The 18090-nt window shown below is 73.0% G+C and carries 13 protein-coding genes, 1 pseudogene and 1 riboswitch; of the genes and pseudogenes, 4 read left to right on the forward strand and 10 right to left on the reverse strand.

The features are described 5' to 3' along the window. Positions 1 to 58: 58 nt before the first annotated feature. Positions 59 to 189, reverse strand: a riboswitch (FMN riboswitch). A 312-nt stretch (positions 190 to 501) separates the two neighbouring features. Beyond that, a pseudogene (locus tag ACWDNY_RS25635) lies at positions 502 to 1762 on the reverse strand (ROK family transcriptional regulator). A 135-nt stretch (positions 1763 to 1897) separates the two neighbouring features. On the opposite strand from ACWDNY_RS25635, the gene ACWDNY_RS25640 reads away from it, so the two are divergent. Further along, the gene (locus tag ACWDNY_RS25640; protein WP_451648142.1) at positions 1898 to 3106 is read left to right on the forward strand and encodes an MFS transporter; all 1209 of its coding nucleotides are present in this window, start codon (positions 1898 to 1900) and stop codon (positions 3104 to 3106) included. Here ACWDNY_RS25640 and ACWDNY_RS25645 read toward each other — a convergent pair. Then, positions 3066 to 3524 (reverse strand): acyl-CoA thioesterase, encoded by a 459-nt coding sequence (locus ACWDNY_RS25645; protein WP_451648143.1) that lies wholly within the window; start codon positions 3522 to 3524, stop codon positions 3066 to 3068. The genes ACWDNY_RS25640 and ACWDNY_RS25645 overlap by 41 nt on opposite strands. Before the next feature lie 244 nt (positions 3525 to 3768). On the opposite strand from ACWDNY_RS25645, the gene ACWDNY_RS25650 reads away from it, so the two are divergent. The 3 genes from ACWDNY_RS25650 (at position 3769) to ACWDNY_RS25660 (ending at position 7252) form a co-directional block, all read left to right on the forward strand. After that, positions 3769 to 5235, forward strand: coding sequence for a uracil-xanthine permease family protein (locus ACWDNY_RS25650; protein ID WP_451648153.1), 1467 nt, complete (start codon positions 3769 to 3771; stop codon positions 5233 to 5235). Between the two features lie 236 nt (positions 5236 to 5471). Further along, positions 5472 to 6167, forward strand: coding sequence for a DUF5995 family protein (locus ACWDNY_RS25655; RefSeq protein ID WP_451648144.1), 696 nt, complete (start codon positions 5472 to 5474; stop codon positions 6165 to 6167). A 155-nt stretch (positions 6168 to 6322) separates the two neighbouring features. Beyond that, a complete protein-coding gene (locus ACWDNY_RS25660) occupies positions 6323 to 7252 on the forward strand; it encodes an LLM class F420-dependent oxidoreductase (protein WP_451648145.1) in 930 nt (309 codons plus the stop codon). Between the two features lie 7 nt (positions 7253 to 7259). Here ACWDNY_RS25660 and ACWDNY_RS25665 read toward each other — a convergent pair whose 3' ends face one another. The 8 genes from ACWDNY_RS25665 to ACWDNY_RS25700 form a co-directional block, all read right to left on the reverse strand. Continuing rightward, positions 7260 to 8972, reverse strand: a complete 1713-nt coding sequence (locus tag ACWDNY_RS25665; RefSeq protein WP_451648146.1) for a flavin monoamine oxidase family protein — start codon at positions 8970 to 8972, stop codon at positions 7260 to 7262. A 48-nt stretch (positions 8973 to 9020) separates the two neighbouring features. Further along, positions 9021 to 9809, reverse strand: a complete 789-nt coding sequence (locus ACWDNY_RS25670; RefSeq protein WP_451648147.1) for a carbon-nitrogen hydrolase family protein — start codon at positions 9807 to 9809, stop codon at positions 9021 to 9023. 424 nt (positions 9810 to 10233) lie between these two features. Further along, entirely contained in the window at positions 10234 to 10614 is a 381-nt protein-coding gene (locus ACWDNY_RS25675; protein ID WP_451648148.1) for a DUF742 domain-containing protein, read from the reverse strand. A gap of 5 nt (positions 10615 to 10619) precedes the next feature. After that, positions 10620 to 11057, reverse strand: coding sequence for a roadblock/LC7 domain-containing protein (locus ACWDNY_RS25680; RefSeq protein ID WP_451648149.1), 438 nt, complete (start codon positions 11055 to 11057; stop codon positions 10620 to 10622). Next, positions 11047 to 13386 (reverse strand): nitrate- and nitrite sensing domain-containing protein, encoded by a 2340-nt coding sequence (locus tag ACWDNY_RS25685; protein WP_451648154.1) that lies wholly within the window; start codon positions 13384 to 13386, stop codon positions 11047 to 11049. The genes ACWDNY_RS25680 and ACWDNY_RS25685 overlap by 11 nt, the downstream gene beginning before the upstream one ends. Before the next feature lie 513 nt (positions 13387 to 13899). Beyond that, positions 13900 to 14352, reverse strand: a complete 453-nt coding sequence (locus ACWDNY_RS25690) for an Lrp/AsnC family transcriptional regulator (protein WP_110626876.1) — start codon at positions 14350 to 14352, stop codon at positions 13900 to 13902. Between the two features lie 28 nt (positions 14353 to 14380). Then, a complete protein-coding gene (locus ACWDNY_RS25695) occupies positions 14381 to 15883 on the reverse strand; it encodes an amino acid permease (RefSeq protein ID WP_451648150.1) in 1503 nt (500 codons plus the stop codon). A gap of 389 nt (positions 15884 to 16272) precedes the next feature. After that, entirely contained in the window at positions 16273 to 17715 is a 1443-nt protein-coding gene (locus tag ACWDNY_RS25700) for a GuaB1 family IMP dehydrogenase-related protein (RefSeq protein ID WP_451648155.1), read from the reverse strand. Positions 17716 to 18090 lie beyond the last annotated feature (375 nt).

Below are 18090 nucleotides of genomic sequence, written 5' to 3' on the forward strand. Positions count from 1 at the left end.
CGGACGGGCCCCGTCCGCAGGACGGGCCCAGACGGCGGCGCGCACACCTGCTCGCCCGCCGCGCACTGCCTCCCATCCGGACTTTAACCGTCGGTCCAGGAATTTCACCTGGTCAACCGGCCGCTGGAGGCGACCGGGTCGCGGACTGTAACCGCCGGTTCGGACTTTCACCGACCCCGGAGTGCGCTGCTACTGGTACACGGACAGTGTGCCATGATCCGTCCGCACACGGCCCCACGATCGGTGTGGGCTCACTCACACACCGTGCGGGCGCCGTGGGCCGCGAGGTAAGGCCGGAGGCGGCTCCCCCGCCGGGCGACGGGGCTCGCCCGCTCCGAACCCATTGACCCGAATGGTCTAGTCCTTTTAGGGTCTGGCCTACGGTCCGGTGGCGGTGACGACGGCCCTTGCCCGCCGCCGGGCCCCTCACCGGACCGGCCGGGCAGGTCGGCCGCCGGGGGCGGTGGCCCGCATCCCGGCACCTCGACCGCACGCCGGCGCTCAGTGCTCCGGCGGTGCCAACAACTCGTCCTGGGCGCGGTCCCGCGCCATCAGCAGTGCCCCGCGCAGGACGGCACCGCCGCCCAGGGCGCTCGGGCGCACCTGCGTCGGCAGCGGCGACATCCGCCGGATCCGCTCCGCCACGCGGGTGGCCAGCGCGTCCCCGCCGGCCTGCCCGACCTCGCCGACCAGGACGACGCACCCGGGGTCCAGAACGGCCACGACGGAGGCGACGCCGAGGGAGAGACGCCCGGCGAGCGCGTCGAGGAAGGCGGCGGCGCGGTCGGCGGCGACACCGCCGGCGCCGGAATCCGCGCCGCCGTCAGTGGCGCCGAGGGACGGGCCGGCCGGGATCCCTGCGAGCGTCTCCGCCGCCCGGGCGGACGACTTCCGCGGCCGGCGGCCGTTGGTCCCACGTATACGCCGACAGGCCGAAGCGGCCGGCCAGGTCCACGATCGCGGCCGAGCCCGCCAGGGCGTGGAAGCCTCCCCCGCAGTCGGTCGCCGACGGCAGCGCGCCCGTGCCGGGCACCGGCATGAAGCCGATCTCACCGGTGCCGCCGGACGCACCGCGACGCAACCTGCCGTCCAGGACGACGGCGGCGCCCGTGCCGTGGCCGAGCCACAGCAGCACGAACGTGTCGCGGTCCCGGGCCGCCCCGTCGCGCTGCTCGGCCAGGGCCGCGAGGTTGGTCTCGTTCCCGACGACGACGCGGGCGCCCGGAAGCCGTTCCTGCAGCGCGGCCACCAGCCGGCGGTGCCACTCGGGCAGGCCGGTGGAGTCACGCAGTTCGCCCGTGACCGGGTCGATCGGACCCGGCGCGCCGATGCCGACCGTGTGCAGGCTCGCCACACCCGCCTTCCGGCCGGCCCGCTCCACCGGCGTCACCGCCCGCTCCACCGCGAGCCCGGTCCCCAGGTCGCCGCCGATCGGCGCGGACGCCTCGGCCAGCACCCGTCCGAGCAGGTCGGAGACGCTCACCGCGACGCTCTCCGTGCGCACGTCGAGGGCGGCCAGGTGGGCGCGGCCGGCGACGATCCCGTACAGCCGCGCGTTCGGGCCGCGCCGCCGCTCCCCCGACTCGCCGACCACGGTGACGAGGCCGGACTCGGTCAGGCACTCGACGAGGTCGGCGACCGTGGGCCGGGACAGACCGGTGAGCTGCTTCAGCCGCCCTGCCGTCAGCGGCCCTTCCTGCTGCAACAGCCGCAGGGCGAGCCGGTCGTTGATGGCCCGGACGGTGCTCGGGGATGCGGGCATGCCGGGGATCCACCCAGATGGACGGTGCCGCTCGGCCGGCGCCCGTCCGTGTCTCACGTCCACCTATCAGGCAGGTTCCCTGATAGTTCAGCCGGGCATGTAACGGACCGGCGGGAATCAGGAGGGGAGGGACCCATGAGCACGGTGGTTGGCCGGCACGAGGTGAGGCGGGCCCGGTACGCCGTGGCGGCCGTCTTCGCCGTCCACGGAGCGGTCACCGGCTCGTTCGCCACCCGCGTGCCGTGGATCCAGGACCACGCCTCGATCGGCCCCGGTCAGCTGGGACTCGCCCTGGCCCTCCCCGCGCTGGGCGCCTCGCTCGCCATGCCCCTCGCGGGCGGCGTCAGCCACCGGCTCGGCACCCGCAACGCCCTGCGGGCACTGATCGCGCTGTGGACGCTGTCGCTGGCCCTGCCGGCCCTCGCGGTGAACCTCCTCACACTCTGCCTGGCGCTGTTCGTCTACGGAGCCACCGCGGGCATGGCCGACGTCGCGATGAACGCGCTGGGTGTGGAGGTCGAGGGCCGGCTCGGCCGGTCGATCATGTCCGGTCTGCACGGCATGTGGAGCGCGGGCGCGCTGGCCGGATCGGCGGCCGGCACGCTCGCCGCGCACCTCGGCTCGGACGCCCGGCTGCACCACGCCCTTGCGGCCGGGGTCCTGACGGCGGCGGGCCTGGCCGCGTGCACCTGGGTGCTCGACCTGCGGCCCGCGGTGCACGAGGAGCCGCCGCCCCGGTTCGCCCTGCCGCCGAGGTCGGCGCTGCTGATCGGGGCGATCGTGTTCTGCGCGGTGTTCGCCGAGGGTGCGAGCCTGGACTGGTCCGCGGTGTACCTGCGGACGCAACTGGAGACCTCCGCCGGTCTCGCGGCCGCGTGCACGACGGGGTTCACCCTCACCATGGCCGTGGCCCGAATCGCGGGCGACAAGGTGGTGGACCGGTTCGGCTCGGTACGCACGGTGCGGGTGAGCGGTGTCCTCGCCGCGCTCGGCGGGCTGCTCGTCGTGCTGGCGCGGCAGCCGGCGGTGGCGATGACCGGGTTCGCCCTGCTGGGGCTCGGGATCGCGGTCGTCGTGCCGCTGTGCTTCGCGGCGGCGGGCCGCAGCGGACCGAACCCCAGCCAGGCCATCGCGGGTGTGGCGACCGTCACGTACACCTCGGGGCTGGTGGCGCCGAGCGCCGTCGGCGGCCTGGCCCAGGCGACCAGCCTGGTGGTGTCGTTCGCCCTGGTGACGGTGCTGGCCTGCGGACTCGCCGGTTTCGCGGGCGTGCTGCGCGCGGGCGACCGGGACCGCCCGAAGGTCAGCTCCGCCGGCGCAGCAGTTCCCGAGCCGCGGCCCTGAACCGCTCGCTCCACGGGGCGGGGCGCAGGGACCCCGCGTCCAGCCGCACCAGCACCCGGGTGCCGTGCGCGTACGTGAAGGCGCCGTCCGCCGAGCACAAACGGAAGCCGTAGGTCAGACCGGTGTTGCCGAGCCGCTCCAGCCACAGGTGAACGGCGTACGCACCCGGCCGGGTCACCGGGGCCTCGTAGGTGATCCGCAGTTCCTTGACCGCGTTGCAGGCGTCACCGGCCTCCACCCAGTCGCCCTCGAAGTGGAACCCGTGCTCTCGCCACAGCTCGGACCAGGCCCGTTCGACCATCAGCGGGTAGCGGGCGTTGTGCAGCAGCCCGAGCGCGTCGAGGTCGTCGAAGTGGACGGCGACGGGAATCAGCCGGCCGTACGACAGGGTGGGGGCGGTCGGGGCTTCGGCGGTCACGGGCGGTGCTCCTGAACGTCACTGGTGAGGCGGCTGCGCACCCATCCTAAGCGGACGCTCAGGAGGGCGGTCGGGAGGTACCGGCCGGCCCGTTTCCCCGGCCCGGCGTCGCCGCACCGGGCCGCAGGCCACCGGCCGGCGGGCGTGCGCGGGGGCTGACTGGTGCGATCAGGTGAACGAGCACGGCTGGTCACCCTGGACAATGGTTCGGACAGTGGCCGAAAACAGAAAGCGAAATACCACCATGGACCTCGGCGTGCGCTGGAAGCTGCACGGTGACGGGCGGACGCCCGCACCCGGAGCGGTCGTCCGGCCCGACGAACGGCTCTCCTGGCCCCGCACGGCCGGGCTCGGTGCCCAGCACGTCGTGGCGATGTTCGGCGCGTCCTTCGTCGCGCCCGTGCTCATGGGCCTCGACCCCAACCTCGCGATCATGATGTCGGGCGTCGCGACGGTCATCTTCCTGCTCGCCACACGCGGCCGGGTGCCCAGTTACCTGGGCTGCTCGCTGTCCTTCGTCGGTGTCGCCGCGGTCATCCGCGCGCAGGGCGGCACGAGCGCGACCGTGACCGGCGCGGTCCTCGTCGTCGGCGCGGCGCTGTTCCTGGTGGGCCTCGCCGTGCAGCGCTTCGGGGCGCGGATCATCCATGCGGCGATGCCGCCGATCGTGACCGGCGCGGTCGTCATGCTGATCGGCTTCAACCTGGCCCCGGTGACCGCGACGACGTACTGGCCCCAGGACCAGTGGACGGCTCTGCTGGTCATGCTCTTCACCGGGCTGGCCGTGGTCTGCCTGCGCGGCTTCTGGTCCCGGATCGCGATCTTCCTCGGCCTCGTCTTCGGGTACGTCCTCTCCTGGGCGTGCGACCGGGTCTTCGGCAGGATCCACTCGGTCGACGCGAGCGGCAAGCTCACCGACCACTGGCGGCTGGACCTCTCCGGTGTCGCCCGGGCCGACTGGATCGGGCTGCCCTCCTTCCACGGGCCGTCGTTCCAGTGGTCGGCGATCCTCGTCGCGCTCCCCGTCGTCATCGCGCTGGTCGCGGAGAACGCCGGGCACGTCAAGGCGGTCGGCGAGATGACCGGCGACCCGCTGGACGACGAGCTGGGCACCGCGATCTCGGCGGACGGCGTGGCCTCCATGCTGTCCACCGCGGTGGGCGGCCCGCCCAACACCACGTACTCCGAGAACATCGGCGTGATGGCCGCGACCCGCGTCTACTCGACCGCCGCCTACTGGGCCGCCGCCGGCTTCGCGCTCCTGTTCGGCGTCTGCCCCAAGTTCGGGGCGGTGGTGGCCGCGGTGCCCGGCGGCGTGCTGGGCGGGATCACGGTCATCCTGTACGGCATGATCGGTCTGCTCGGCGCCCAGATCTGGACGAACGCCGGGGTCGACCTGCGCAATCCGCTGAACCTGGTGCCGGCCGCGGCCGGCATCATCATCGGCGTCGGCAACGTCAGCATGAAGTTCACCGACACCTTCTCCCTCAGCGGTATCGCGCTGGGCACGCTGGTCGTGATCACCGGCTACCACGCGCTGCGGCTGTTCGCCCCGGCCCACCTCAAGACGCAGCAACCGCTGCTGGACGAGGGCACCTCGTCGTACGGCGCCACGGCCGAGGGCACCTCGTCGTACGGCGCGACGGCCGAGGGAGGCACGGCGGCTCCGCAGGGCCCGACCGGGGAGGGCACTCACCGCGCCCGGTCGTAGGCACGACGGATCGACAGGCCGCGGCGCCCCCCTTCCCGTGGCGGCGCCACCCCGTTGCCGTCGGCGGCGCCACCTCCTGCCCGGGGTGGCGCCGCACCGGACCGTCGGCCGAGGCCCTGGTGGCCGCCGCCGTCGGGATTCCGGCCGGTCCGCCCGTCCCCGCGGACGTCCCCCGTTCCGGGGAAGTGCCGGGCCGGTCGGGGCCCACACCGGTCCGGGCCTGGGAGCCTGCCCCCATGGCGCAATCGGCACACCACACCCCTCGCGCGGACACCGTGGACGCGGTCGTGGCCCGGATGCGCGCCCTGGACGCCTCGCTGCCCGGGCGGGACGGGGTCGCGGTGTTCAACCGCGTCTACCTCGCCGTCACCGAGGAGGTCGGCCGGCGCCTGGACACCGGGCAGTTCACGGACCCGCGGGCCGTGACCACGCTGGACGTCCGCTTCGCGCAGCGGTACCTCGCCGCGGTGGAGGCGGTGGCCGGTGACCGGCGCCCACCGGCCTGCTGGCGGCCGCTGTTCCAGTTCCGCCGGCATCCCGGCGTACGCCCCCTGCAGTTCGCGCTGGCGGGCATCAACGCGCACATCGGCCACGACCTGGCCCTCGCCGTCGTGGACGCCTGCCGTGCGTTGGGTTGCGAACCGGCCGACCTGGAGGGCGAGTTCGACCGGGTGGGCGACCTCCTCGTCTCCCTGGAGGAGCGCATCCGCGAAGACCTGATGCCGGGCCCGGACCTGCTGCAGATCGCCGATCCGCTCACCCACCTCCTCGGCTCGTGGAGCCTGGAGCGGGCCCGGGACGCCACCTGGTCGGCGGCGCGGGCGCTGTGGGCGCTGCGACTGCTGCCCGACCTTGCCGAGGAGTTCGCCCAGCGGCTGGACGCGGCGGTGGGCTTCGCCGGGCGCATGCTGCTCACGCCCCTGCCCGACTGACCCGACTGACCCGACCGTTCCGGCCGATCTGCCCCGATCCGGCTGTTCTGGCCGCTCCGACCGATCCGGACATCCCCAGCGGATCGGCCCGTGAGCCTGCGGGGTCACTGTACGTTGTGCGGCGGACACGGCAGACGACCAAGGAGTGCACCGCCATGGCGATCCGTCTGGGGCTGGGCCTTCCGCAGAACCGCCAGTACCACCTCGGCAGGGACGTGCCCGAGGTGGCGCGCGCCGCCGAGCGGATCGGTTACGACAGCCTCTGGGTGTACGAGCGGGCCCTCTTCCCGGAGCCCGCCGCGCAGGGCCTGTACGGTGTCGAGGGCCTGCCCTGGCCGGACTCCTACCGCGGCGTCGCCGATCCGCTGGTCACGCTGACCCTGGCCGCGGCGGCCACCGAACGGGTCCGGCTGGGCAGCAGCGTGCTGGTCGCCCCGCTGCACATGCCCTTCCAGCTCGCCAAGGCCCTCGCCTCGCTGGACGCGGCGAGCGGGGGCCGGGTGCTGGCGGGCTTCGGCACGGGCTGGTCCCTCGACGAGTACGCGGCATCGGGGATCCGGCCGATCGAGGAGCGCGGCCGGATGCTGGAGGAGGTCATCGACGTGTGCCGGGCGGTGTGGGGGCCGGACCCGGTGCGCTGGACCGGAGAGGTGACGAGAATCGACTCGGCCGTCGTCGGCCCCAAGCCCGCCCGGCCGATCCCGATCCTGCTGGCCGCGTCCACGCCGAGGGCCATGCGCCGGCTGGTCGACCACGCCGACGGCTGGCTGCCGTTGGGCACGGGCGCCGCGCGGGTCGCGCGCCAGTGGGCCGAACTGCGGGAGCTCGCCGCCGAGCGTGGCCGTCGACAGCCCGTCCGCACGGTGCTCAGGGCGAACGCCAGGTACTCGGCGACGGCCCGTGGCGGCAGCGGCCGGTCCCCCTTCCAGGGGGACGCCGACCAGATCGTCGAGGACCTGGCCGCCCACGCCGCTGTCGGCCTGGAGGAGATCCTGGTCGACTTCCAGGCCACCGTGCGCGACGCCCGGGAACTCGCGGACGTGGCCGCGGAGGTCTACGAGAAGGCCCGGGCGGCCGGGGTGTGAACCGGCGTCAGTCCTCCGGCAGTTCGACGGGGGCGATCTCGTCGTAGACGTCGCCGGGGCCGGGGTTGGACGGATCGGTCTCCCCGCCGAAGTGGCGCATGACGCCCCAGACCGCGTTCAGCGCGGTCTGCACGGCGCCCTCCGCCCAGCCGGCCGTCCAGGAGACGTCGTCGCCGGCCAGGAAGATGCCGCGCTTGTCCTCGGGCAGCCGGTCCTGCATGAAGTGCGTGAACAGGCGCCGCTGGTAGCGGTAGTGGCCGGGCAGGTTGGCCTTGAACGCGCCCATGAAGTAGGGCTCGTTCTCCCAGGAGACCGTCACCGGGTTGCCGATGACGTGCTTGCGGATGTCGACGTTCGGATAGATCTCCGACAGCGACTTGAGCATGACCTCCATCCGCTCGTTGGCGGACAGCGGCAGCCACTTCAGGCTGTCGTCGCACCAGGTGTAGGACAGGCAGATCACGGCGGGCCGGTCCGGGCCGTCGTCGAGGAGGTACGTGCCGCGGGTCATGCGGTCGGTGAGGGTCATCGACATGACGTCCCGGCCGGTCGGATTCCCCTCCTCGTCGACGGCCTTGTCCAGCCAGAACGGCCGGTCGACGGGGACGAAGAGCTTGCTGGACTCCATGTAGTGGGTGCGCTCGATGGCGGTCCAGTGGTCGATCGGGAAGAGTGCGTCGTCGCACTGGATCTTGGAGAGCAGCATCCAGGACTGGGCCGTGAAGACGGCCGCCCGGTAGGTGCGGATGTCGCCGTTCGCGTCCGTCACCGTGATCCGGTTGCCCGCGGTGCGGTGCAGCCGGGTGACCGCGGGGCGGGGCTCGCCGTTCACGTGCAGGGTCTTCAGCGAGGTCCCGTAGGGCCAGTGCACGAGCTTCTCCGGCTCGCGCTCCCACAGCCGGAGCGGCAGCTGCTGGGAGCCGCCGACGATGCCGCGGTGGTGGTCGTCGGCCTCGGTGTAGACGACGCGCAGGATCTCCAGGATGGAGTTGGGGAAGTCGGTGTCCCAGCCGCCGGTGCCGAAGCCGACCTGGCCGAAGATCTCGCGGTGCCGGAAGGAGCTGAAGGCCTCGGAGTCGCACAGGAAGCCGTAGAAGGTCTGGTTGTCGAGCTTCTCGACCAGCTTCGACCAGATCTCCCGGATGCGCGGCACGTCCCGCTCGCGCATCGCGCGGTTCATGTCGGAGAAGTCGGCGCCCTCCTCCAGGCAGCGGTTCCAGGCGGTCGCGACGTCCCGGTAGACCTGCGGCAGGTCGTCGATCGTCTCGGCGTAGTGCGACTCGCCCTTGAGGTCGACGACGGTCGACGGGGTCGCCTCGGCCAGCGGGTTCGGGAAGGGCCTGGTCTCGAGGCCCACCAGGTCGATGTAGTGCTGCAGGGCCGTGGAGGACGGCGGGAAGCGCATGGCGCCCATCTCGGCGGTCAGCGACGGGTCGCAGCCCTCGAAGCCGACGGTGCGCAGCCGGCCGCCGATCTGGTCGGCCTCGTAGACGACGGGCTTCAGGCCCATCTTCATCAGCTCGTAGGCGGCGACGATGCCGGACAGACCGCCACCGACGACCGCGACCTCGGTGCCGTGCTCGGTCGCGGGTATCTGCCCGAGGCCGGCCGGGTGGGCGAGGAAGTCGTCGTACGCGTACGGGAAGTCCGGACCGAACATGGTGATCGGCGGCTGCTGCTCGTCTGCGTGCTCGACGGCGTTGGGCACGGTGGACGTCATGGGGTACGGACTCCTTGCGCGGAAGAACTGGGAACGGCTTGAGGGGTTTCAGACGAGCGACCCGTACAGGCCGGGGCGGCGGTCCTTCAGGTACGGGTTCGCCTCGCGGGAGGCGGCCAGGAAGGCGGGGTCGACGTCTGCGAGGACGAGTTCCTCGCCGCGGCCGGCGCGGGTGCGGGCGACTCCGTCAGGGCCGGCGAGCGTGGAGAGGCCGACGAACTCGAACTCGCCCTCGGGGCCGACCCGGTTGACGTACGCGACGTACATCTGGTTCTCCCAGGCACGCACCGGCACCAGGGACTCGGCGACGAACTGGAACGGGTGCATCTGCGCCGTGGGCACGAGGAGGAGGTCGGTGCCGGCGAGGGCGTGCGCGCGGACGTTCTCCGGGAACTCGACGTCATAGCAGATCATCAGACCGACGGTGAGACCGTTCAGCTCGGCCTGTACGACCGGCTGGTCGCCCGGGGTGAAGTGGTCGCGCTCGAAGCAGCCGAAGAGGTGGGTCTTGCGGTAGTTCGCGAGCCGGGTGCCGTCGGCGGAGATCAGCTGGGCCGAGTTGTGGACGGCGTCGCCGTCCCGCTCGGGGTAGCCGTAGGCGATCGCCAGGCCGTGCCGGGAGGCCAGCTCGGCGATCGCGTCCGCCGCGTCGCCGTCGGCGGACTCGGCGAGGCGGCCGATGCCGTCGCCGATCGCATACCCGGTGAGGAACATCTCCGGCGCGGCGAGCAGCGCGGCACCCGCGGCAGCGGCCCGGCCCGCGGCCTCGTCAAGGACCTTGAGGTTCTCGACGGTCGAGCCGGGGCGGCCGGAGCTCTGCAGGAGGGCGGTGCGCATGCGGGATCCTCGCCGGTGCGACAGTGATTCGGGGGGCGGATTAAAAGGTACGTTCGGCGGACTCGGCCGGACAAGAAGGAGCCGTTGCGCGCCCGTGAGCGGATCGTTGCGTGCACCACGGGTCCGGCGGTGATTCGTTGCGCGCCCTGGGGCCGTACGCCCGGTCATCCCTGGGACGCAGGTCATGGGCGGCCTGCCCCGCCGGGCGGCGGGGGTGCGGTGACGTCCTGGGGCCGATGTGTCCCGGGGCCGCCGCCGGAAGAGCGGTGAGCCTCCAGTTCACCTGCTTGACCGGCGGAAGGGCCGCCCCAAGGACCTGCCCAAGTGCGTCGGCCCGGCGCCGTTCGAGCGGTTCAGGGGCGGGACGGGCAACGGTCGTGCCCTGGAGCCTGCCGTTCAGCTCCCGTCTGCCTGGAGCTGTCGTCTAGAGCTCCCGCAGGCGCTCGATGATCTCGCGCAGCAGCTCCGGGTCGGCGGCCGGTCCCGCGGCCGGCACGCGGCGCGGCTCGTCGACGCGCACCAGCCCGGCCTCGGCCAGGTCACCGAGCAGCACGCGGACCACGGTCAGGGGGAGATCGGCGTCCGCGGCCAGCTCGACGACCGGGCGCGGGACGCGGCGCACCAGGTCGAGCAGCGCCGTGCGGGCGTGGTCGAGGCCCTGCTCGGCCGCGTCCGTCTCCAGCGCGGTGACCTGGGACATCAGGTCGATGGCGTGCCGGCCCGAGGGCCTCGTGCGGCCTCGGGTCACGGTGTAGGGGCGCACCATCGACCCGGTCTCGTCCTCGTACCAGTGGTCGTCGGTCACGCGGGTCAGGGAGTCGAACGTGCGGCGGCGTCCAGGTGTCGGCCGAGGCGGCGGACGAGCAGCGCCATCTCGTGGGCCAGCTGGCCGACGTCGGTCTGCGCCTCGCTGAGTACGGCCAGGCGGCTGCCGTGGCCGGCCGGGGTGATGAAGAGGTAGGCGTCGTCGAGCATGACCATGGTCTGCCGCACCGCTCCCGCCTCGAACCGGTCCCCCGCCGAGCGGGCCAGGCCGTGGAAGCCGGAGCAGATGGCGGCCAGGTGCTCGACGTCCCGTCTGCGCATGCCTTCGGAGCAGCTCAGCGGGAGGCCGTCGGCGGTGAGCAGTACGGCCTGGCGGACGTGCTCGGTCCGCGCCACGAGGTCGTCGAGCATCCAGCCGAGGTCCGTGCCGGGCGCTCCCTTCGGGGCAGAGGTGGACTCGGGGTACTGGTGGTCACCGGGCATCGTCGGCAGGTGTCCCTTCGTCGGTGTCGGTTCGCTCCTCGGCGGCGCCGGGGCTCGTGGGGTCGCCCGCCTTACCGACGGGCAGCCCACGGCGCCCACGCTCCAGGCCACGCTGGAAGGCGCCGAAGACCGCGCGCACCTCCTCGGCGTCGGCTTCCCGCGGCTGGGCCGCGTCCGGAGGCGGCGGCTCGGCACGCAGTTCGGCGACGAGGGACGCCTGACGGATTCGGGTGGGGAGAGTGGAGGCGGCGGGATCCGGGACGCGTGAGCCCGGGGTCCCGGGGCCCACGGGGTCGAGGCCGGGGCCGTCGAGGTCTGCGCCGCAGCCAGGTGCGCCGGGGGCCCGCTCAGGCTTCCTTGCCACTGGCCTCGTCGGCGGCAGGCCGCGCACCTCTGCTCGGGTGCCCGGCACCCCCGGCTCCACCTCCGCCAACACCGTCGGAGGCAGCCGCACCGCCGCCGTAGTCCCCCCGTACGGCGAGTCCCGCAGTGTCACCTCGATGCCGTGGCGGGCCGCGAGGCGTCCCACGACATACAGGCCGAGGCGGTCGTGCCGGGTGGGGTCGAAGGCGTCCGGGTCGGTGAGGGTGCGGTGGGCCGCCGCGTGCTGGTCGGCGTCGAGGCCGAGGCCCCGGTCGTCGATTTCCAGGACGAAGCCGCCGCGCGCCCGGCCGGCGCGCATCGTGACCTGGGTGTGCGGCGGTGAGAAGACCGTGGCGTTCTCCAGGAGCTCGGCGATCAGGTGCACCACGTCGGCCACGGCATCGGCCGCCACGCCGGTCTCGGGCATGGGGGGCACGACCACGCGCGCGTAGTCCTCGATCTCGCCCACCGCCGAGGACACGACGTCCGCCACGGGCACCGGCCGCCGCCATCTGCGGGCGGGGGCCGCGCCGGAGAGGATGATCAGACTCTCCGCGTGCCGCCGCATACGGGTGGTGAGGTGGTCGATGCGGAACAGGTCGCGCAGGACGTCCGGGTCGTCGGTGCGCCGCTCCAGGGTGTCGACCAGCTTCAGCTGCCGGTGCACGAGCGCCTGGTTGCGCCGCGCGATGTTGAGCAGCACCGCGAACAGCCCGCGCCGCAGGGTGGCCTGTTTGACGGCGGCCTCGACGGCCGCCAGACGCGCGGTGTTGAAGGACCGGCCGACCTGCCCGATCTCGTCGGCCCGCACCTCGTCGGCCGCCAGTGGCGGCGCCTCGGCCACCGCGTCCACGTCCTCACCCGCGCTCAACCGCCGCATCACGTCGGGCAGCTGACGGGTGCTCAGCAGGTCGGCGGTGTCCCGCAGCGTCTCCAGGCGGCGCGAGATGCGACGCGCGCCGCGCACCGCGAACCACAGCGACACTCCTACGGCGGTCAGCCCGACCACCCCGACCACCGCCGCCTTGACCAGCTCCCGGTAGGCGAAGGCCCGCCCGCGCGCGGCCGAGTTCTCGGCCGACCCGGTGCACAGCAGCATGTACTGCTTGACGGCTCGGTCGGCGGTGCTGCGCCAGGTGCCGGCGGCGACCGCCTCCCCGGCGTGCGCCGCGCCCGACCGCAGCAGGGCGTCCTCGCCGCGCACCAAGGCCCGGTGCAAGCCCCCGCGCTGGAACTTCTGGAACAGCGCCCGGGAGTCGGACGGCAGGTCCGGCACGTACGTCCGCTCGAAGACGCGCCGGTCCTCGATCGTGGCCGTCAGCGTCTCGTACTGCCGGTCGGTCAGCGTGCCGGCCGCGCGTGCCCCGGCGACCAGGGCGTCCTCGCGGGAGACGAACTCCCGTACCCGCACCAGCTCGGTGACGACCTGTGCCTCCCGGGCCAGTTGCCCGGCCTGGAGTGCGGTGAGCGCGGACTGGACGTCGAAGCCGGGTTCCACCAGGGCGCCGTACTCGGTGACGGCCCGGTCCCAGGAGATCGAGCGGGACAACACCCGCTCGCGCAGCTTCTCCAGCCGGTCGGTGGCGTGCAGCATCGCGTCGAGCGCCCGGCGCTGCCGGTCGGTGAGCCGGTCCCGGTCGCCGCCCCGGATCGCGTCGCGCAGGGCGTTCACCGCTCGGTCGGTGCCGCGCTGCTGTGCCAGCAGGTCACCGGCGGCGGCCGTGTCCGGGCTCCCGCCCAGGTACACGGCCGACAGCCGCCGCTCGATCTGGATCTGGCCGACCGCCGTGTCCACCGGGGTGCCGAAGTCCTCGTACACCTCCTGGAGCCGGATCAGCGCGCGCACGTCGCCGGTGACCGACACCATGGCGAAGCTCCACAGCGTCATCAGCGCGAGGACCGGAGCGAGCGCGAGCGCCACGATCCGCGCGCGGACGGTGCTAGGACGGCCGACGGGCCAGCGCATGGTCACCTGCCGTTGTTACCAGTCAGTAGAAAGTGCGGCACAACCTATGCGATTCCCTCCCCGACCGCAATGGGTGACCGGAGGTGACTGGAGGTCACCCCGGCGGCAGCGCGAACCTCGTAAGCACCGCCGCGACGGGATCCTGGACCGCTCCTTCGGCCGGCCCGGCGCCGTGCGCCACGCCCGCCTGGTCGGGTGCGCCGACGTCACCGCGTCCGGTCCCCGACCGCCGGCCGTGGGCTCCGTCTTCCCCGGCTTCCGGGTGGCCGTCACGGAGCCGGGCCGTGTGCTCGTCCTCGTCGGCCGGCACTGCTTCTCGGCCTACGCCCTGGTCCTCCGCCTCGAAACGGCCGGCCCGGGACGCACACCTGCGCGCCGAGACCCGGGCACGGTTTCGCGGCCCGGGCGGCGTCCTCTACCTGCGGCTGGTGATCGGCACAGGTGGGCACGCGGCCGGCATGCGGCGGCTGCTGTCGGCGATCGGACGCCGAGCGGCGTGAGGCGCCGCCTGGCTCATGTCGGTGATCCGGACGAGAACCTTCGCAGCAGCGGCGAGAGCACCAGAACCGACTTGGTCCGTTCCACGAACGGCTCGCCGGCGATCCGCTCCAGGACCCGCTCGAAGTGCCGCATGTCGGCGGCGAACACCTGCGCGATCGCGTCGGCGTCACCGGTGACGGTGGAGGCGGCCACGACCTCCTGGTAGCGCTCCAGACCCCGCTGGATGGTCTCGGGCGAGGTGTTGCGCCGGCAGTAGATCTCGACGAACCCCTCGGTCTCCCAGCCGAGCGCGGCCGGATCCACCCGTACGGTGAAGCCGGTGATCGCCCCGGTCGCGCGCAGCCGGTCCACGCGCCGCTTGACGGCGGGCGCGGACAGGCCGACGAGCTGCCCGATGTCCGCGTAGGAGCGGCGGGCGTCCTCGGCGAGGGCGTGCACGATGCGTTCGTCGAGATCGTTCAGCACTGAAGGCGGATCACTTCTGCGGGTTCGGTCACTGGTCTGCCGTCGCGGCACCGGCCGGAGTCGCCGGACGGTCCGGGGTCGCGAGACGGGAACGGCGATAGCCGTACACGAAGTAGAACACGAGCCCAGCCGCCATCCAGCCCCCGAAGACCACCCAGGTGACGGCGGACAGGCTGCCCATCATCCACAGGCAGAGGGCGAAGCCCAACGCGGGCAGAACCGGCGACAGCGGCACCCGGAAGGTGCGGCGCATCGAGGGGCGGGTCCGGCGCAGCACCACGACGGCCACGTTGACCAGCGCGAAGGCGAACAGGGTGCCGATGCTGGTGGCGTCGGCGAGCCGGCCCAGCGGGACGACTGCGGCGAGGACACCGCAGAACAGGGAGACGATCAGCGTGTTGGCGCGGGGCGCGCCGGTCCTCGGGTGGACCTTGGCGAACACCCGGGGCACGAGCCCGTCCCGGGACATGGCGAACAGGATGCGGGTCTGCCCGTACAGCACCGTCAGCACGACGCTGGCGATGGCGACGACCGCACAGGCGGCCAGCAGGGTGCCCCAGAAGGTCTGGCCGGTCACCTCGCGCATGATCTGGGCGAGCGCGGCCTCGGAGTCGCCGAACCGCTGCCAGGGCTTGGCGCCGACGGCCACGGCCGCGACGAGGACGTACAGCGCGGTCACCACGACCAGGGAGAGCATGATGGCGCGCGGCAGGTCGCGCTGCGCGTCCTTCGCCTCCTCACCGGCCGTCGAGGCGGCGTCGAAGCCGATGTAGGAGAAGAACAGGGTCGCGCCCGCCGCACTGACGCCGGCCATGCCGAGCGGCATGAAGTGGTCGTAGTTGCCCGACCGGAAGCCCTGGATGCCGACGGCGCAGAACAGCACCAGCGCGGCGATCTTCACACAGACCATGATCGTGTTGGCGCGCGCGGACTCGCGCGCGCCGCCCATGAGGAATGCCATCGCCAGCAGCACGACGATCAGCGCCGGCAGGTTGAACACGCCGCCGTCGCCGGGCGGTGCCGAGAGCGCAGCCGGGATGGTCACGCCGATGGTGCCGTCGAGGAGCTCGTTGAGGTACTCGCCCCAGCCGACGGCCACGGCGGCGACCGACACGCCGTATTCAAGGATCAGGCACCAGCCGCAGACCCAGGCGATCAGCTCCCCCAGCGTTGCGTACGCATACGAGTAGGAGGACCCGGAGACCGGGATGGTGCCGGCCAGCTCGGCGTAGGACAGCGCCGAGAAGAGCGCCGTCAGACCCGCGATCACGAAGGACAGGGTGACGGCCGGGCCGGCCTTGGGGACGGCCTCGCCGAGGACGACGAAGATGCCGGTGCCCAGGGTGGCGCCGATGCTGATCATCGTCAGCTGCCACAGGCCGAGGGACCGCCGCAGGCTCCCTCCTTCCCCCTGGCCGCCCTCGGCGACCAGGCGTTCCACGGGTTTGCGGCGCATCAGGCGCGCACCGGCGCCCGGGGATGCGGGGGCGGGTCCTTCGAGGTTCTGCGCGGGTGCGCCTTGGTCGAGCACGCGCTGGCTCCTTGTCGCTGCGGGTGAGGGCGGCGGGGACCGGCGGCACTCCTGCGAGGGCAGGAACCCACCGAGCGGGGTCCCCGCCACGCCACGTACAGCGCAGCACCCTATGAGGCGGCGCTTCACGGGCGTAATGCAGCAACCTTGCGCATGCCCGCAAGATCGTTGCGTTCCTCGGGCCCGGGTGCGTGTTCGTTGCGCGCGGGCTTTCGTCCGTTGTGGGCGGGACGGGCGGGATTGGCACGCCGTGGGCGTCAGGTGCCCGGTGCCTTCCGGTCGGCCCCGGCGCCTTCCGGTCCGCGGCCGGCGTCTTCCGGCCCGGAGAACCGCGGCGGCCCCTGCCCTCCCCGGCGGGGACGACAGGGGCCGCCGGGGGACGGCCCGGCTCAGCTCCAGCTGGCGTGCAGCGGCTTGCCCTCGGCGTAGCCGGCCGCGCTCTGGATGCCGACGATGGCCCTCTCGGCGAACTCCTCCAGGGAACCGGCACCGGCGTAGGTGCACGAGGAGCGGACGCCCGCGATGATCGAGTCGATCAGGTCCTCGACGCCCGGACGGGCCGGGTCGAGGAACATGCGGGAGGTGGAGATGCCCTCCTCGAACAGCGCCTTGCGGGCGCGGTCGTACGCCGACTCGTCCGACGTGCGGTTGGCCACGGCACGCGCGGAGGCCATGCCGAACGACTCCTTGTAGAGGCGGCCGTTCGCGTCCTGCTGGAGATCGCCCGGGGACTCGTAGGTGCCCGCGAACCAGGAGCCGACCATCACGTTGGACGCGCCGGCCGCGAGGGCCATGGCCACGTCGCGCGGGTGACGGACACCGCCGTCGGCCCACACGTGCCTGCCGTACTTCCTCGCCTCGGCGGCGCACTCCAGGACGGCGGAGAACTGGGGGCGGCCCACGCCCGTCATCATGCGGGTGGTGCACATGGCGCCGGGGCCGACACCGACCTTGATGATGTCCGCACCGGCCTCGACGAGGTCCTTGACACCGTCGGCGGAGACGATGTTGCCCGCGACGACCGGCACCTTCGGGTCGAGGTCGCGCACCAGCTTGACGGCGTTGATCATCGAGTCCTGGTGGCCGTGCGCGGTGTCGATGACCAGTGTGTCCACGCCCGCGTCGAGCAGCTGCTGCGCCTTGCCCGCGACATCGCCGTTGATACCGACGGCGGCGCCGATGCGCAGCCTGCCCTGCGCGTCGGTGGCCGGGGTGTACAGCGTGGCGCGCAGGGCGCCCCTGCGGGTGAGGATGCCGGCCAGCCTGCCGTCCCGGTCGACGGCGGGGGCGAACCGCCGGTTGGCCCCGTCGAGGGTGTTGAAGGCCTCGCGCGGGTCGATGTCGGCGTCCAGCAGGAGCAGGTCCTTGGACATCACCACCTCGAGCTGGGTGAAGCGGTCGACACCGGTGAGGTCCCGGTCGGTGACGACACCGACCGGCCGGCGGTTCTCGTCGACGACCACGCCGGCGTTGTGGGCGCGCTTGGACAGCAGGGACAGCGCGTCGGCGACGGTCTGGTGCGGGGCCAGCGCGATCGGGGTGTCGAGGACCAGGTGACGGCTCTTGACCCAGGAGATCGCGTCGGTGACGACGTCGAGCGGGATGTCCTGGGGGATGATCACCAGACCGCCGCGGCGGGCCACGGTCTCGGCCATCCGGCGGCCGGCGATCGCGGTCATGTTGGCGACGACGAGCGGAATGGTGGTGCCCGTGCCGTCCGGGGAGCTGAGGTCCACGTCCTGACGCGAGCCGACGGCGGAACGGCTCGGCACCATGAAGACGTCGTCGTACGTCAGGTCGTAGGCGGGCCGGATGTCATTGAGGAAACGCACGTGCTGCACATCCCAGTCGATCTCAAGGCGGCCCCCGGACAGGTCAGCCAGGGGGAAGAGCACGTACTTCATTCTCCCACGGCGACCGCGGTGCGATGCCCGGTCGCATCGTCCAAGCCGGTCAGAGGGGTGTTCGGAGGATTCTCCGGGCGAGCAGCCCCGAGGACCGACCCGGTCCGGCCACCACCGTGAGGGCGGACGCCCGCTCCACCGCGCCGGCGAGCACCGCCCCGGCGGTGCGCGGTGGGACCCCTCGGCGGTGGCCGTGCGTGAGGAGTTTCCGAGCACGCGGAAGACGGCCGTGGCGACAGCTGGTCGACCAGGTTGTTCACCGTCCGCCCGACTTTCAGGAACTCCCCGCGCAGCGGATGCCCG

This window comes from Streptomyces sp. NPDC003697 (genome assembly GCF_053587115.1).

Excerpts from the sequence above, each read along its gene's own strand:
- ACWDNY_RS25640 (WP_451648142.1), top strand. The coding sequence starts at position 1,898 with ATGAGCACGGTGGTTGGCCGGCACGAGGTGAGGCGGGCCCGGTACGCC.
- ACWDNY_RS25650 (WP_451648153.1), top strand. The coding sequence starts at position 3,769 with ATGGACCTCGGCGTGCGCTGGAAGCTGCACGGTGACGGGCGGACGCCC.
- ACWDNY_RS25655 (WP_451648144.1), top strand. The coding sequence starts at position 5,472 with ATGGCGCAATCGGCACACCACACCCCTCGCGCGGACACCGTGGACGCG.
- ACWDNY_RS25660 (WP_451648145.1), top strand. The coding sequence starts at position 6,323 with ATGGCGATCCGTCTGGGGCTGGGCCTTCCGCAGAACCGCCAGTACCAC.
- ACWDNY_RS25665 (WP_451648146.1), bottom strand. The coding sequence starts at position 8,972 with ATGACGTCCACCGTGCCCAACGCCGTCGAGCACGCAGACGAGCAGCAG.
- ACWDNY_RS25670 (WP_451648147.1), bottom strand. The coding sequence starts at position 9,809 with ATGCGCACCGCCCTCCTGCAGAGCTCCGGCCGCCCCGGCTCGACCGTC.
- ACWDNY_RS25680 (WP_451648149.1), bottom strand. The coding sequence starts at position 11,057 with ATGCCCGGTGACCACCAGTACCCCGAGTCCACCTCTGCCCCGAAGGGA.
- ACWDNY_RS25685 (WP_451648154.1), bottom strand. The coding sequence starts at position 13,386 with ATGCGCTGGCCCGTCGGCCGTCCTAGCACCGTCCGCGCGCGGATCGTG.